14 protein-coding genes and 1 tRNA gene are annotated in these 15915 nt (G+C 72.7%); 5 read left to right on the forward strand and 10 right to left on the reverse strand.

What is annotated here, in order from left to right:
- The first annotated feature begins 136 nt into the window (after positions 1-136).
- Positions 137-2668 (forward strand): M14 family zinc carboxypeptidase, encoded by a 2532-nt coding sequence (locus Pta02_RS03810; RefSeq protein WP_203873229.1) that lies wholly within the window; start codon positions 137-139, stop codon positions 2666-2668.
- Between the two features lie 90 nt (positions 2669-2758).
- Here the strand turns inward: Pta02_RS03810 and Pta02_RS03815 are convergent, their stop codons facing one another.
- From Pta02_RS03815 to Pta02_RS03835, 5 genes are all read right to left on the reverse strand, one after another.
- A complete protein-coding gene (locus Pta02_RS03815; RefSeq protein ID WP_203873230.1) occupies positions 2759-3133 on the reverse strand; it encodes a type II toxin-antitoxin system PemK/MazF family toxin in 375 nt (124 codons plus the stop codon).
- Positions 3133-3816: a hypothetical protein gene (locus Pta02_RS03820; protein ID WP_203873231.1), complete on the reverse strand. Its 684-nt coding sequence runs from the start codon at positions 3814-3816 to the stop codon at positions 3133-3135. The genes Pta02_RS03815 and Pta02_RS03820 overlap by 1 nt, the downstream gene beginning before the upstream one ends.
- A gap of 225 nt (positions 3817-4041) precedes the next feature.
- On the reverse strand, positions 4042-4899 hold the full coding sequence (locus Pta02_RS03825) for an NUDIX hydrolase (RefSeq protein WP_203873232.1): 858 nt from the start codon (positions 4897-4899) through the stop codon (positions 4042-4044).
- Between the two features lie 56 nt (positions 4900-4955).
- The gene (locus Pta02_RS03830; protein WP_203873233.1) at positions 4956-5669 is read right to left on the reverse strand and encodes an alkylmercury lyase family protein; all 714 of its coding nucleotides are present in this window, start codon (positions 5667-5669) and stop codon (positions 4956-4958) included.
- 30 nt (positions 5670-5699) lie between these two features.
- Positions 5700-6245 carry an RNA 2'-phosphotransferase gene (locus Pta02_RS03835; RefSeq protein WP_203873234.1) on the reverse strand — a complete coding sequence of 182 codons (546 nt, stop codon included), beginning with the start codon at positions 6243-6245 and terminating at the stop codon, positions 5700-5702.
- Between the two features lie 132 nt (positions 6246-6377).
- Between Pta02_RS03835 and Pta02_RS03840 the strand changes: the two genes are divergently transcribed.
- Both Pta02_RS03840 and Pta02_RS03845 read left to right on the forward strand, forming a co-directional pair.
- Positions 6378-7793, forward strand: coding sequence for a hypothetical protein (locus Pta02_RS03840; protein WP_203873235.1), 1416 nt, complete (start codon positions 6378-6380; stop codon positions 7791-7793).
- A 146-nt stretch (positions 7794-7939) separates the two neighbouring features.
- A tRNA-Gln gene (locus Pta02_RS03845) sits at positions 7940-8012 on the forward strand.
- A 114-nt stretch (positions 8013-8126) separates the two neighbouring features.
- Here the strand turns inward: Pta02_RS03845 and Pta02_RS03850 are convergent.
- The 5 genes from Pta02_RS03850 to Pta02_RS03870 form a co-directional block, all read right to left on the reverse strand.
- Positions 8127-8960, reverse strand: a complete 834-nt coding sequence (locus tag Pta02_RS03850) for an ATP-grasp domain-containing protein (protein WP_203873236.1) — start codon at positions 8958-8960, stop codon at positions 8127-8129.
- Positions 8961-9082: 122 nt separating this feature from the next.
- Entirely contained in the window at positions 9083-9988 is a 906-nt protein-coding gene (locus tag Pta02_RS03855; RefSeq protein WP_203873237.1) for an SDR family oxidoreductase, read from the reverse strand.
- 43 nt (positions 9989-10031) lie between these two features.
- Positions 10032-10919, reverse strand: coding sequence for an SDR family oxidoreductase (locus Pta02_RS03860; RefSeq protein ID WP_239129514.1), 888 nt, complete (start codon positions 10917-10919; stop codon positions 10032-10034).
- 132 nt (positions 10920-11051) lie between these two features.
- Positions 11052-12560: a glycoside hydrolase family 3 protein gene (locus tag Pta02_RS03865; RefSeq protein ID WP_203873238.1), complete on the reverse strand. Its 1509-nt coding sequence runs from the start codon at positions 12558-12560 to the stop codon at positions 11052-11054.
- 232 nt (positions 12561-12792) lie between these two features.
- Positions 12793-14196, reverse strand: a complete 1404-nt coding sequence (locus Pta02_RS03870) for an alkaline phosphatase D family protein (protein WP_203873239.1) — start codon at positions 14194-14196, stop codon at positions 12793-12795.
- Positions 14197-14367: 171 nt separating this feature from the next.
- Here Pta02_RS03870 and Pta02_RS03875 point away from each other — a divergent pair, with 171 nt between their 5' ends.
- Together Pta02_RS03875 and Pta02_RS03880 are read left to right on the forward strand one after the other, a co-directional pair.
- Entirely contained in the window at positions 14368-15054 is a 687-nt protein-coding gene (locus Pta02_RS03875; protein ID WP_203873240.1) for a TetR/AcrR family transcriptional regulator, read from the forward strand.
- 169 nt (positions 15055-15223) lie between these two features.
- Positions 15224-15904 (forward strand): DNA alkylation repair protein, encoded by a 681-nt coding sequence (locus Pta02_RS03880; protein ID WP_203873241.1) that lies wholly within the window; start codon positions 15224-15226, stop codon positions 15902-15904.
- Positions 15905-15915: the final 11 nt, after the last annotated feature.

The following is a 15915-nucleotide window of genomic DNA, read 5'->3' on the forward strand; positions in this document are numbered from 1 at the left end:
ACCGGCGCCGAACCGGCCGCCCGCGGTGGCCCGTCCCGGGACTGCGCGCCGGGACGGGCCACCGCGGGCGCCCCTCTCGCACATGACCCGGTCTCACGTCTTGCTGTGATCGATTCCGGGTGACAGCGTGATCGTCATGGCGAACCGCTTCACAGCGATCGCGACGGCCGTCCTGGCCGTCGCCGTCACGCTTCCCGCCGGAGCCGCCCACGCGGATCCCACCCCCGCCTCCGCCGCGGCGACGCCCCCCGCCGCCTGCGACGCCACCCAGACACCCCCCTCCTACACCGGCGACGTGCCCACGCCCCGGAGCGTGCTCGGCTTCGACCTCGGCGAGCGCGAGGTCACCACCGCCGAGTCCGACACCCTGCTGGCCGCGATCGACACGGCCAGCGACCGGGTGGTCTCCGGCACCCTGGCCACCAGCGCGCAGGGACGCCCGCTGAGGTACGCGATCGTCGGCACCCCCGGCAACATCAGGCGCCTGCCCGCGATCGAGGCCGCGATCAAGACGCTGCGCAACCCCCTCGTCCCCGAACCCGCCGCCCGCGCCCTGGCCCGGAAGACTCCGGCGATCCTCTGGGTCGCCGGGAACGTCCACGGCGGCGAGGAGAGCGGCACCGACGCCGCCCTGAAGACCCTCCACGACCTCGCCGGACGCGACGACTGCGCCGCCCGGCGCATCCTGGACAACGCCGTCGTCGTCATCCTGCCCACGCAGAACCCCGACGGCCGCGAGGCCGACACCCGGCGCAACGCCTACGCCTTCGACATGAACCGCGACTGGTTCGCCCGGACCCAGCCGGAGACCGACGGCAAGATCGAGCTGCTCCGGAAGTATCCGCCGCAGCTGTTCATCGACGCCCACGAGATGGGCGGCACGGAGTACTTCTTCCCGCCGAACGCCGACCCGATCTATCACGACATCGCCGAGCCCACGGTCAGCTGGATCAACGACGTCTACGGCGCCTCGATGATCGCCGAGTTCACCCGGCGCGGCATCCCGTTCTTCAACCGCGACGTCTACGACCTGTTCTACATGGGCTACGGCGACACGGTCCCGGTGACCGGCTTCAGCGCCGCGGGCATGACCTTCGAGAAGGGCGGCTCCTCCCCGATCGCCGCCCGCACCTTCGAGCAGCGGCTGACCCAGTGGGTCTCCCTGTCGGCCGCCGCCGACCGGAGGGCCGAGATCCTCACCACCTGGGCGGGCGTGCACCGGGAGGCGTTCAGGCAGGGCCTGGCCGGTGAACTGGAGCCGAACAAGGTCTACAACCCGGGCAACGAGGTCATCACCCAGGTCCCGGACCGCAAGGTCCGCCACTACTTCCTGCGCGCCGGCGACCCGGCCGAGAAGGCCGGGACCGAGCTGATCGTGCGCCGCCTGCAGCGCATGGACGTGCAGGTGTTCAGGCTCACCCGGCCGCTGACGGTCAGGGACTTCAAGGCGTACGGCAGGCCCGAGGCCAGGACCACCCTGCCCGCGGGCACCTACTGGATCCCCATGGCCCAGGGCCAGAAGCACTGGGCCCAGGCCATGCTGAACGAGGACACCTACACGCCCTTCCCCTACTTCTACGACGTCACGGCCTGGAGCCTGCCGCTGCTGGCCGACGTCTCCGGCGGCTCCTCAGGCCAGGTCCTGCTCCCGGCCGCGGCCCCGGTCAAGCCCGTCGCCGCCCCCTCCGGCCGGATCACCACCTCCCGCAGGATCGGCGTGCTCCAGCTGGCCGGCCCGTCCCAGGCCGCCAACGAGTCCACCGGCTGGCTGCGCCACCGGCTCGACCGCGACTGGAAGCTGTCCTACGAGGTGCTCGTCCCCGCCGACGTCGCCGCGGGCGGGCTCGCCGGGCTGGACGTGCTGCTGGTCCCGGACGGCCCGGCCGCGACGGGCAACGCCCAGCTCGGTGACGCGGGCCGTACGGCGCTGCGGGAGTGGGTCGCCGCGGGCGGACGGTACGTCGGCTGGGCGGGCGGCACGCAGCTGGCCGTGCTGGCGGGCGTCTCCGGCGTCACGCTGGCCGAGCCGACGTCCGACGTGCCCGGCTCGCTGTTCCGCACGACCGTGTCCGGCGGTCCGCTGGGCGCGGGCGCCGGGCCGGACGTCATGACCTTCTACGCCTACGACCTGGTGATGCGGGCCGCCGACCCGTCCCACGCGGTGGTCTCCTACCCGGCGCCGGACTCCCCCGACTGGTTCGTGTCCGGCTTCGCGATGGGCGCCGAGGAGCTCGGCGGCACGGCCGCCGTGGTGGACGAGCCGGTCGGCGCGGGCCACGCGGTGCTGTTCGCCGCCGACCCGAACTTCCGCGCCTTCACCGACGGCACCGCCAGGATCGTCGCCAACGCCGTCACCGCCGACCTGCCCTCCACCCGGGCGAAGGCACAGGCCCCCGATCCGGACGCCGCCCGCGCCGCGGCGGCCGTACCCGACCGGGAGTCCGCCATCAGGATCACGGTCCCGGCGGCCCGCAAGGCCGCGGTCGCCGGGATCCTGACCGGCTACGGCGCCACCTGGACCGAACAGCCCGCCCCCGGCGGCGCGGTCCGCTTCGTGGTCGCCAACCCCGGCGGCCTGAGCGCCGACGAACACCCCTGGGCGGCCAGGCTCCCCGCCGCCCTGCGCACCGCAGGCGTCACCCCCCTCGCGGTGGTCCTCCCCCACTGACCCACCCGAGCACGGCGCGCGCCCCGACCCCCGGGGCGCGCGCCGTCATTTTCTCCACGCCGGCTGTCTTGTCGCCGGGGCTTTCAGCGGTCAGTCCAAGAGGCCGAGATACTGAGCGAGACGGCCTTGAAGCTGGGTCAGCAAGTCCTCATCGAGCATTCCGGTCCGGTCTTCCAGAGCCGACTTCATGAGAGGCTGCACGGCCGGAATGCGGATCCAGCACTTCTTGACGGCCCCACCCTGGCCCTTGGCCAACTGAACGTCGAAACGGGTGCGTCGCGAGGTGGAACCGGAGATGGGGCAGATGAGGACGAACGGCCAGGCCGGGTCGCCGTTGGTTTCCGTTCCCGTGACCACGACCACAGGTCGTCGCTCATCGTGGACGACTCGCTCCTCCTCAGGGATGAGGCGCAGGGCTTTGTCGCTGACGAGGTGAACACCGCCCGCCATGTACGGACCGGGCACTAGTCCTCCAGAAGGTGCCGGGTGGCATCGGCGCGGTGATCGGCGAGTTGGTCGACCTCTTCGGCGAGATCGCCGATGCCGCCTGGCTCGTCGTCCGGCAGAGGGTTACCCCTGGCCCATCTGCGAAGCCGGGCAAGCCCGGAACCGAGGTCGGGCAGAGGTGGTCCCCCTGCGAGGTCGAGCCGCACATCACGTTGACGCCTCTTGAGAGCCTCCTGCATGGGAGGCGTCTGACAGGCGAGATCACGCAGCTGCCCGGCCGACCATCGCCCGTAGTCAGCCAGGACACCGTTCACGATCTCCGCGAACTCGGCGTCGATGTCCGTCCGGGGAGTGTCCACGAGATGGACGAGACATTCCCGATGACCCGCGAAGGGATCGGCCTTGTCTTCCACGAGGATGATGCCCGCCTCACGAAGGTCCTCCTCGACCTCGGCAAGGCGCCGGCTGTGGGGACCCCGGTCGCGCCATCTCCATTCGACGCCCGAACCGGGAGGGAGGCCGTTCTCGACGGCGCGCAGGTCGGCGAGATAGAGAAGCTCACTGAGCTTGGTGCGATTGACGCGCACACCGCTGACACGGGCCGTCGCCAGCAGATGGGCGACTGCCGCAGCGGGACCCCGAAGGGTCACAGCGGACATCACGGTGTCCAGTGTAGGCGCCGCGTTTCCCACGACCAGCACCTCCCGCTCCCTTCGATTGAAAACGCGTTCGAGGACAGGGGTCAACGCTTCATGAGATTAGGCCAGGTCACCAGGGATTCGCAGGCGAGTCGACCTGCTCATCGACGACAGGGGCTCAGAGGATCCCAAGTCATTCGCCCTCCCGCCATCAACGGGATGTCCTTCACTACGGGGCAGAATAGGAATCGTCAGAATATCCATATACAACCCGCATTAACATGCCACTCATTCAGATATCCGCATTTTGTAGGCGAGCCCCTCGGGTTCGCCTACATCGGAATGCTCCGGCGCCTCACCGGTCGCGGGGGTGGCGTTCCACTCGTGGAGGGCGAACGGCTCTCCGGTGGTGATGGCGTGTACGGCCGACGCCGGGTAGGCGATCATGTCCGGGGGGAGGTCGTCCAGGGGGTGCCAGGCGATCTCGGAGCATTTGGCGGGCTCGGCGTTGCACGGCTCGCCGTTCCAGTTCCGGGCCAGGAAGAACAGGCCGACGCGGTCGGGGGCGCGGTGCATGACGTGGGCGAACGTCAGGTCCTCGGGGGCGATCGTCACGCCGGTCTCCTCGTGGGTCTCCCTGACGGCCGCGGCCACGGCCGACTCCCCCGCTTCGAGGTGGCCGGAGGGCAGGTGCCAGCGGCCGTCGCCGTACCCGGTGTTCGCCCGGCGCAGCAGGAGCACCTCGCCGCCGCGGACCAGCAGCACGTGGACGTCCACGATGGCCCTGAACCGCTCCTTGACGACCGGCTCCGGGCCGGGACGGCGGCGGTCGAGGGCCTGGATCCACTTGGCGGCGACGGCGGCGACCTGGACCAGCTCCGTCCGCAGCGCCTCGGGGTCGTCCTCGGCGAACGCCTCCAGCACCTCCTCGATCAGGATGTGCCGCCAGGTCAGCGTCCCGTCCGCGAACGCCGCCGCGGTCTCGTCCTTGGCCCGCTCGGCCGCGGCCGCCCGCTCCGGGTCCGTGCCGTCGGCGATGTCCTGGATCCCCCACCGGGCGTCCTGGGCGGCGCGCTCGGTCCCGATGTCGGCGAGCACCCGCGCCAGCGAGCCCGGTACGCCGAAGTCCCCGTTCACCAGTGTCATGCGCCGCGACGTCCTTCCGCTCTCCTCACGTCAGGGCACGCTACAGGTCACCTGCGTCAGCCGGGGTCCTCACCGGTCATGACCGCTTCCACCCGGTCCACGGGCAGCCTCCAGAAGTCCCCGGTGAAGCCCGCCTCCGTGAGCAGCCGCTGCGAGGCGGCCGTCCGGCGCGGGCGGTAGTCCGGGTCGAGGCGGTCGCCGTACCAGGGCTGGGCGAGCCTCCACAGCCGGGCGACCGGCACGGCCTCCCCTGTGGCACGGCCCGTTCTCGCCGACCAGCGCGCCAGGTGCTCGGCGGAGCAGAAGGTGCGCAGGTTGCCGCACGTGTCGATGACGTCGTGCCACCACTCGCGGGCGGGCCGGGGGACGTGCGCCACCCAGTCCTGCCCAGGCGGGCGGCTCGGGCCGGCCTCCATGCGCAGCTCCCGCCCGCAGCCGGGGCAGCGGGTGGCGACGACGACCTCCAGCTTGAGCGCCGCGCCGATGCCGAAGGAGTCCCAGGTGCAGCCGCCCCACCACATGCGGTCGTCGTACGGCGCCGCGGGGGTCACCACGAACCCCATCGGCGCGGCGGAGAACGGGTGCGCCATCCGGATCGCGTCGCCGTAGTCCCCCAGCACCACCGCGTGGGCGTCGTGGAGGTCCTCCAGCCCGTTCAGCACGGCCTTCCCGTCCAGGCCGAGCCGGTCTGCGAGCTCGGCCACCGAAGGCGCCCGGCCCTCCCGCGCGAACGTGTCGAGCACCAGCCGGCGGATGTCCCGATGCTTCATGGCCCGCACCTCCACTCCGCCCATCATCCTTCAGCCCGGGAAACGGATGAAGGACGGGGGGACGTGCCCGACCAGCCAGACGCCGTTGGCGCTCAGGTGGAACTCGTGCCCGGCGGCGTGCATGGCTGCGGCGTCGACGGCCAGCACGACCGGCCTGCCCCGGCGGGAGCCCACCCGGGTGGCGGTCTCGCGGTCGGGGGACAGGTGCACGTGGTGGCGGCCCATCGGGCGCAGCCCCTCGGCGCGGATCGCGGCGACGTTGCCGGCCACGGTGCCGTGGTAGAGGAAGGCGGGCGGCTCGGCCACCGGCAGGTCGAGCTCCACCGGGACGGAGTGCCCCTGGCTGGCGCGGATCCTGCCGTCCTCGATCGCGTAGCGCCGCTTGTCGTTGCCCGCGACGACCTGTTCCAGCTCCTCGGGCGAGATCGGGAACCCGTGCGCGGCCGCGGCCGCCAGCAGCGCGTCCACCTCCACCCAGCCCCGGGCGTCCAGCTCGATCCCGATCCGCTCGGGCTGGTGCCGCAGATGCTTGGCCAGGTACTTGGAGACCTTCACCAGCCGCCGCTCATCCGTCATGCCGTCACATTCTGGCCGACCGGTCCTCCGCCTGGCGATCGGATAATCCGGCCTCGGGTAGTCCGGTCCCGGGTAGTCCGGTCCCGGGTAATTCGGTCGAAGTGCGGGGACGGCGGCGCGCATCATGGCGGCATGGCATCTCGCAGGGAGAAGGACACCTCACGGCGGAGGATCCTCGTGGAGCTGCACGCGTCGCTGGACCGGCGCTATCGCCCCGAGGACGTCGCCGACCTGGTCTTGCGCGCCCTGGAGGGGCGGCTGGTACGGCGTGAGCGGGCCGTGCTGGAGCGCGCGGCCGGGCGTTCGTCGCGGGTGACGGGACAGTTCTCCTCCATGCCGGACGACTTCGCCCGGCCGGTCGGCGGCGCCCGCCAGGTCGCGGCGGCCAACCGGCTGTTCGGACGGTCCTCCGAGGTGGACGCCGACGACGCGGACCGGTTGCTCGCCTTCGCGGCGCGGACCGGCCGGGCCGTCGGATGGGCGCCGGACCGGACCGACTTCCTGCGCGACCGGCTGAACCGGCAGGCCCGGGACGCCGCCGGGATGGACCTGTCCAAGCGGCAGTACAACCGCCGCTTCCGCGTGCTGCGCCGCCTGGCCGCCAAGGCCGGGACGCTCGCCGCCGAGCAGGACAAGCGGCGGATGCTCATGGTCGGCGTCGCCGGGTTCGCCTCGGACATCCCGCTGGAGCGCTTCCTGGCCGATCCCGACGCCGCCTGCTTCGTGGCCTACTACACCGCGCGGCGCAAGCTGCGCCGGGAGTTCAGCCTGTCGGGCCGGGAGAACCCGTTCGACGAGATCGCCGAGGTCCTGTTCGACCGGTGCCGGGCCGGCGGCGACTGGTGGATGATCGCCCAGGTCCGCGCCGCACCGGACGTGCTGGAGCGCCTGACCGAGCGGGAGCGCGGGCTGCTGCTCGGCCGGTGGTCGGCGGTCATGCGGCACGCCGCCGAGCGGCTGGGCAGGACGTGGCGGCCCGGTTCGGACCGGGAGACGATGATCGTCCGGCGCGGGGACGACTCCTCGACCTGGAACACCGTCGCGACCGCCTACAACGCGGCGCGCGCCGGATGGCTGGCGTGCCTGCAGTCGCTCGGCGCGCTGGAGCTCCTGGACGCCGCCTGCCCCGGCAAGGCCATGCGCCTGATGGCCGCCGACCTGGCCTTCTGGCACCGCGGCACCGGCGGGGACGTCGACCCCGCCACCATGGTCTGGGCCCTGCTGCCGCCGCCGTGGCAGGTACTGGACGGCACCGCCTCGTGCACGCGGGCCGAGGTCGAGGAGGTCTGCCGGATGGCGGGGCTGGACCCGGAGCGGTCCGGCTGGACGGCGCCCGCGGCCACGCGCGGGGTGGCGGCCTTCCGGCCGACCCCCGAGCTGGTGCACGGGGTGACCGTCGCCGACCCGGTGTGGGCGTCGCTGCTGCGCCGGGCCGGGGCGTTCAGCGGCAGGCCCGTCAAGGCGGAGCTCGCCGGCGACGCGGCCCACGGCCTGGCCGCCGGCGTCGTGCTCAGCGATCTGCCGGTGCGGGACGACGCACCGGAGTGACGGACCTCCTCGGGGACGGCTCCTGCGGCCCCGGGAGGGCTCCGGCGATCCCGGCGCGACTGCGGCGGCTCCGGGGAGGGACGGCTGCGGCGGTCCGGGAAAATCGCTGGGCGCCGGGGCGGAGGGGGCTGCATGATGAGAGCGGCCTCACCGTAGCTCAGTGGTAGAGCGCCCGGCTCTGGGACCGGGTGGACGCCGGTTCGAGCCCGGTCGGTGAGGCCCGCGGTCTCCTCCCGCCCCGCGCGCCGGGACGGGAGCCCCGGCCCGGCCGGGCGTGGACCACCCCGGCCGGGCTCGGTCCGCCCCGGCTCGACCCGGCCGGGCCCGATCCCGTCAGACCGCCTCGGCCACCGCGCGGGCCATGCCGGCCGCCGCGTCGGGGGCGTAGCGCAGGAACAGGTACGGCTCGGTCAGTTCGACCTCGATGACCGCCGCACCGCCGTCGGGCAGGCGGACCAGGTCGACCCGGGCGTACAGCACGCCGGGGAACTCCGCCAGGACCCGCTCGGCGAGCGCCACCTGGTCGGGGTCGGGGTCGCGCAGCTGGGCCCGGGCGTTGTCGGCGTCCGGCGCGGCGGTGCCCCCGGCCAGCATCGGGTTGCGGCGCACGGTGTGGCTGAGGCGCCCGCCGAAGTACAGCAGCGAGGTCTCCCCCTCGGTCTCGACCATGTCCAGGTACGGCTGGATCATCGCGGTCCGGCCCTCGGCGGCCAGCCGGGCGGCGTGCGCCTCGGCCTTGCCCCGGTCGGTGGTCCTGATGGTGTCGCGGGCACCCGCCGAGATCGCGGGCTTGACCACGTACTCGTCGAGGTCCGGCAGGTCCACCGCCTGCCCCGGCTCGACCCAGGAGGTGGGGATGATCGGCACCGCCAGGTCCCGCAGGTACGTCTTGTCGGTGTTGCGCTCCAGCACGGCGGCCGGGTTGGCCAGCCGGGTGACGGACTCCACCCGGCGCGCCCAGTCGAGGAACTCCGCACGGCGGGCCACGTAGTCCCAGACCGAGCGGACGACCACGATGTCGAAGGCGGACCAGTCGACCCCGGGGTCGTCCCAGCGCACGATCCGCCCGTCGATCCCGGCCTCGGCCCAGGCGGCGAGCGCGATCTCCTTCTCGTCGTCGAAGCCGTCCGGGTCCTCGTACGTCACGTACGCCGCGGAAACGCTCACAGCAATGCCCCTATGTCAGTATCCAAACAATGCTGAGGACATTACACAGCGGACACGAGACCTCAATCCAACCGTAGTCCCACCATTCGGGACGCCCATCGCCGAACGGGAGGATCCGATCCCTACGCGCCGTAGACCGGTTCCGGGTCCGGGGCGTCGGCCAGCAGCTTGGCGACCGCCTCGCCGACCTCGGCCGCCTCCCACCGGGAGTCCCGTTCGGCGCGCGGGCCGTGCCGCCAGCCGTCGGCGAGCGAGATGACCCCGCCCTCCACCTCGAACACCCGGCCCGTCACGTGCGCGGACTCGATCGACCCCAGCCAGGCCACCAGCGGCGCCACGTTGGCCGGGTCCATCGCGTCGAACCCGTCCCGCGGGCGGGCCATCGTCTCGGCGAAGACCCGCTCGGTCATCCGGGTGCGGGCGGCCGGGGCGATCGCGTTCGCGGTCACCCCGTAGCGGCCCAGTTCGGCGGCGGCCACCACCGTGAACGCCGCGATGCCGGCCTTGGCCGCGGCGTAGTTGCCCTGGCCCACGCTGCCGAGCAGTCCCGCCCCCGATGAGGTGTTGATCACCCGGGCGTCCACCCGCTCACCCGACTTCGCACGCTCCCGCCAGTGCGCCGCGGCGTGCCGCAACGGCAGGAAGTGACCCTTGAGGTGCACCCGGATCACGTCGTCCCATTCCTGCTCGGTCATCGAGACCAGCATCCGGTCGCGGACGAACCCGGCGTTGTTCACCAGCACGTCCAGCCGCCCGAAGGCGCTCACCGCCATCTTGACCAGCCGGGCCGCGCCGTCCCAGTCGGCGACGTCGTCGCTGTTGGCCACCGCGCGGCCGCCCATGGCCTTGATCTCCTCGACCACCCCCAGCGCGGGGCCGCCGGAGCGCCCGGTGCCGTCCCGTCCGGCCCCCAGGTCGTTGACCACGACCGAGGCGCCCTGCCGGGCGAACTCCAGGGCGTGCTCCCGCCCGATGCCGCGCCCGGCACCGGTCACGATCACCACGCGGCCGTCACAGATCCCGCTCATGCCAAGGTCCCTTCGCCGTGATCATCCAGAGTTTCCCCGCGGTTCATCCGCCGTGTCCAGAGGCGGCCTGTCCGGAGGCGGCCTGTCCGGAGGCGATCTCCCGCCAGGCGGGGATCTCCCCGCCGCCGTGCAGAGCGATCTCGGCTCCCGTCACGTAGCCGGGGGCGGCCAGCCACAGGCACGCCTGCGCCACGTCCGCGGGCGAGGCCATCCGCCCGGCCGGTACGGCGGCGCCCATCCGCCGCACGCCCTCCGGTCCTCCGTAGTGGCCGGCCGCGGCCTCGGTCTCGGCCAGGCCGACGACCACCGTGTTGACCCGGACGCGCGGGGCCCACTCGGCGGCCAGGCACGCGGCCAGATGGTGCAGGCCCGCCTTCGCCGCGCCGTAGGCGGAGGTGCCGGGCGAGGGCCGCGCACCGCTCGAACTGCCGATCATGATGACCGACCCGGCGGCCCCCGCCTGCGCGCCGTCCGGTCCTCCCGGATCTCCCGGGACGCCCGGGGCACCTGAGGCACTCGCGGCCAGGAGGGGGTAGGCCCGCTGGGCGACCAGCAGCGGCGCGATCAGGTTGAGCTCGACGATCCGGGCGTGCAGCCGCGGCGAGGTCCCGGCCACGGGCGCGTACGGCGAGCCGCCCGCGTTGTTGACCACGACGTCGAGCCGGCCGTACCGCTCCTCGATCCCCGCGAACAGCCGGTCCACCTCCGCCGGGTCCCTGACGTCGGCGGCGGCGAAGTCACCGGCCACGGAGGAGCCGGGCCTCCCTCGGGCGCACACGACCACGCGGGCCCCGGCCGCCAGGAACGCCTGCGCGATCCCGGCGCCGATCCCCCGGGTCCCGCCGGTGACCAGAACCACCGATCCGGTGTAGTCGTAGGAGACCCGCACGCCGGCCCTCGCCTTCTCTCCCGGTCCGCCGCACGCCACCATACCAAGCAAGCGTTAGGTAATACAGGAAGAGAAGGATGGTCCTTTACGAAGTAATGTCATCCCATGCCGGACACGCCCCGGTACGACGCACCGTCCGAGGCGCGCTCCGCCGACGTCCGGCACGGCGGCGCGTCAGGCCGGGAGCTCACCCGCCAGGAACTCGGCGGCGGCCTGGCCGCAGACGCGGGCCGAGCCGTGGGTGGCGATGTGCACGGCGCCGAGGTCGGAGCGGCCCGGCAGCCCCATCTCGATCACGACGGTGTCCGGGCGGGCGGCCAGGAGATGGTTCAGGGCGTCCTCCTGCCACAGGTGGCGGTGGGCGTCGCGGACCACGACGACCAGGGGCCGGCCCTCGGCCGAGCCCAGGGCGGTCTCGATCGCGCCCCCGGTGGCGGCCGAGACGTCCAGGCGGGTCACCGTGGTGCCCGGCAGGAGCTTGCCGAGCGGCTCGCCCACCCCCCAGGGGGTGGCCTTGTCGATGGCGAGGTTCATCTCGGGGGCGAGCTCGACCACGTGCGGCGGGGCCGGCAGGGGCAGCACGTCCGCCGCGGAGCGGCGGGTGATCCGCAGGGCGCGCCGGGCGGCGACCAGGCCGATCGGGACGTCGCCCGGACGGCTGGGCACGACCGGCGGGGTCGGGCCGGGGGTGCCCCAGGCGGCGAGGGCGCCGACCCTGCGGGCCGCGTCGGCCAGCCGCTCCTCGGGCAGCCATCCTTCCAGCACGGCGTCCACGATGGCGTCGCGGGCCTCCACGGCGGTCTGCTCGTCGGCGTGCTCGCCGCCGATGCAGACGGCGTCGGCACCCCCGGCGATGGCCCGCGCGGAGGCGCCGCCGATGCCGAAGGGGCCGGAGACGGCCTGCATCTCGATGCCGTCGGTGATGATGACGCCCTCGAAGCCCATCTCGGCCCGGAGCAGATCGTGCAGGATCCGGCTGCTGAGCGTCGCGGGCATCCCGCCGTCGTAGGCGGACACCAGCAGGTGGCCCGTCATGATCGACTGCACGCCCGCATCGATGGCGGCGCGGAAGGGCCGCAGGGCCACCTCGTACAGCTCCTCCACACCGGCCGCGACCGCCGGGAGCCCGTGGTGGGAGTCCACGGAGGTGTCGCCGTGACCGGGGAAGTGCTTGGCGCAGGCGGCCACGCACGCGGACTGCAGGCCCTTGATCCAGGCGACGGCGTGCCGGGCGACCAGGTCGGGGTCGGCGCCGAAGGAGCGCAGGCCGATGACCGGGTTGTCGGGGTTGGAGTTCACGTCCGCCGAGGGGGCGAAGTCGAAGTTGACGCCCGCCCGCGCCAGGTCGTGGCCGAGATCCCTGGCGATCCGCTCGGTCAGCTCGACGTCGTCCACCACGCCGAGCGCGTAGTTGCCGGGGCGGGTGCTCCCGGCCGCCACCTCCAGGCGGGTGACCTCGCCGCCCTCTTCGTCGATGCCGACCAGGAGGGCGGGGTTCTCCGCGCGGAGCGCGGCCGTCAGCTCGGCCACCTGGGCGGGCCCGGCGATGTTGCGGGAGAAGAGCACCACCCCGGACAACCCGCCGGACAGGCGCCTGCGGAGCCACTCTGGCGGCGTCTTCCCCTCGAACCCGGGGAACAGGACCGCGTCCGCCAGACGGAGCAGCTCTGGGCTGCGCTTCATGCATCCTCCTCGCTGGCGGACCGGCGGCATGGCATGCCGAAGGCGCACAGACACCTTGTCGTCTCGGCCCTTTGGGAAAGCGCTCCCAGGAGCCTGCGCGCAAATCTAATAGGAAAGTTTCCTAAAAGCTATAGGGCTGACCATGGCTCTTCCCCGGTGCGGGACGGAGAAGGGGACACGCGGCGAATGCCGCGAGGAACGCCGGGAACACCCCGGCCGTCCGCGGGCGCGCTCAGGCGGTGTCGGGGACGAGCCGGTTGTCCTGGACGGTGAAACCGGCCACGTCGCGCACCGGTGCTCCCGGCAGGTCGACGAAGTCGACGGCGCGGTAGGCGGTGTGCCAGCCCTCCGCCGTGACCGTGCACATCACGTAGCCGCGGCGGCCGTCGAAGAACTTCAGGTGCGGGTTGGCCGCGAGGACGGCGTCGGCGTCGGTCACCGAGGACGCACTGGTCACCGACGAGCCGACGAACTCCACGCCGGTCCGGGCCGACGACGGGTCGGCGAAGTCGGCCATGATCTCCCCCGCCCAGGCGTTGTGGACGTCCCCGGAGATGACCACCAGGCCCCGCACGCCCGCGTTCGCGATGCGCGCGCGCAGCGCCGGATAGCCGTCCCAGGCGTCGGTGCTCACGTGGGGCGGCGGGCCGGGCAGGAGCCTGCGCGCGAAGAACAGCGGCTGCGCCAGCACCTTCCAGCGCGCCGACGACGCCGCGAGCCGCTCCATCAGCCACCGCTCCTGCGCGGCGCCGAGCATGTCGGCCCTCGTCCTGTACTGGCGGACGTCCAGGGCCAGGAAGTCGGCGACCCGGCCGTAGGGCCGCCACCGGTACATCTGCAGCCCGGAGTCCGACGGCCGCACCCGCAGCGGCAGGTGCTCGTAGTACGCCTGGTAGGCGGCGGCGCGCCGGCGCCGGAAGGCGGCCGGGTCGGACCCGTCCCCCGGAAGCGTTCCCTGGTAGTTGTCCCTGACCTCGTGGTCGTCCCAGACGGTCACCCAGGGCACGGCCCGGTGCGCGGCCTGCAGGTCCGGGTCGGTCCGATAGCGGGCGTAGCGGTTGCGGTACTGGTGGAGGGTCTCGCAGGCCCTCTCGGGAGGCTCCAGCTTGCGGACGTAGCGCCCCGGCGCCGGGGCTGCGGGCTTGCCGTACTCGTAGATGTAGTCGCCGAGCTGGAAGACCACATCGGGCCGCTCGTCCGTCATGTGCCGCAGCGCGGTGTAGCGCCCGTGCTCGTAGCGCTGGCAGGAGACGAACGCGAAGCGCACCGGCGCCAGGGAGGAGGCCGCCGGCGCGGTTCTGGTCCGGCCGGCCGGGCTGGCGGTGGCGGCGAACGGCGCGCCGACGGAGAAGCGGTAGAAGTACTCGGTCGCCGGGTTCAGGCCGGCGACCTTGACGTGCACGCTGTGCGCCCAGCGCCGCTCCGCCCGGGCGGTTCCCTCGCGGACGATCCGCGTGAAGCCCTCGTCCTCGGCGACCTGCCACCGGACCGTCACGACCGTGTCGGGCATGCCGCCCGGACGCTGGGGGTCCTGGCCGAGCGGGTCGGGGGCGAGCCGGGTCCAGATGATCACCCCGTCGGGCGCCGGCTCCCCCGAGGCCACCCCGAGTGTGAAAGGGAACCCGAGCTTCGCCATGGGACGATCGTGACGCACAAAGCGTGATTTGTCAGAGTCTTTCGGTGATCACGGCATCGGTCGCGCCAGATCACCGGATACGGGCGGCCCGTCCTCTCGGACGCCGTGCCGCCTCGATGAGCTGGCGCGTTCTTGTGAACAAGCGATTGCGCAAGGGCTCATAATGGGAGGGTGAACACGCGAAAGAACTCCGGCGCCGCCGCCACCCCGGTCAAGCGGCAGGGCACGACGAAGCGCGCGACCGCCTCCGGCTCCGCTTCGGAGCGCCGCGACCACCTCGTCAAGCTCGCCGCCGAGCTCTTCGCCCGCAAGGGTTTCCAGGCGACCACCGTCCGCGAGATCGCGGAGGAGGCGGGCATCCTCTCGGGGAGCCTCTACCACCACTTCGACTCCAAGGAGACGATCGTCGACGAGGTGCTCACCACCTTCCTCGACGACCTGGTCGGCCGCTACCGGGCCGCCCTGGAGCAGGACGGCGACCCCCGCACGATCCTGTCAGAGATGGTGCGCATCGGCTTCAGCACCCTCGAACCCCACCGCGCGGCGATCACCGTCATGCAGAACGACTGGAACTACCTGCGCTCCCTGCCCGGTGACCGCTTCGACTACCTCGTCAAGGCCGAGGACGAGGTCGAGCGCATGTGGGTCGAGCAGATCAAGCGCGGCCAGGCCGCCGGCCAGTTCCGCTCCGACGTCGACCCCAAGCTCACCTACCGCATGATCCGCGACACCATCTGGGTCGCCGTGCGCTGGTTCCGCCCCGGAGGCCGCCTCAACACCGCGGGCCTGGCCGACCACTACGTCACCGTCCTGTTCGACGGCCTGGCCACCGGCGAGCGCACCAGCCAGAAGGCCTGACCCCGCGGCGCCTCCCGCGGCACGGCTCCGTCGTGAACGCCCTGCGAGCGATCCGCGAGCGATCCTGAAGGGGCATGGCTCCCCCCACGGGCCGGGCCGGCGCGGTACGCTCTACGGCCGGCGAGGGATGAGTCGTCCGTGATGAGCGAACGAGGAGTGATGAGCGGGCATGGAGGCACTCCTGAAGGCAGTGAGGCTGGCGCTCGCCGAGGCAGCCGATCCCGCCAAGGCCCCTGCCATGCAGGCCTACATGAAGTCGTCCATGCCCTTCCTCGGGGTGCACGCCACCACCCGCCGCACGCTGCTGAGAAGGGTCTTCGCCGAGCACCCGCTGGAGAGCGCGCCCGAGTGGCGCAGGGCCGTGCTCGCCCTGTGGCGGGAGGCGGAGTACCGCGAGGAGCGCTACGCGGCGATCACCCTCACCGCCTTCCCGCTGCACTGGGGCCAGACGCTCTACACGCTCCCGATCTACGAGGAGATGGTCGTCTCCGGGGCGTGGTGGGACTTCGTCGACGAGGTCGCCATCCAGCGGGTCGGCGCCCTGCTGCGCAGGTTCCCCGACACCATGCGCCCGCTCATGCTGGAGTGGGCGCACAGCGACGACCTGTGGAAGCGCCGTACCTCGATCATCTGCCAGAACAAGTTCAAGGCCGACACCGACACCGGCCTGCTGTACGCCTGCATCGAGCCCAGCCTGTCCGACACCGCCTTCTTCGCCCGCAAGGCGATCGGCTGGGCCCTGCGGGAGTACGCCAAGACCAACCCCCAGGAGGTCGTCCGCTATGTCACCCACAAGGGCATCAGCGGCCTGAGCCGGCGCGAGGCGCTGAAGAACCTCCCGGTCCGGTGAGCCCGCCGCCG

Source organism: Paraplanobispora takensis (assembly GCF_016863195.1).
GTDB lineage: Bacteria > Actinomycetota > Actinomycetes > Streptosporangiales > Streptosporangiaceae > Planobispora > Planobispora takensis.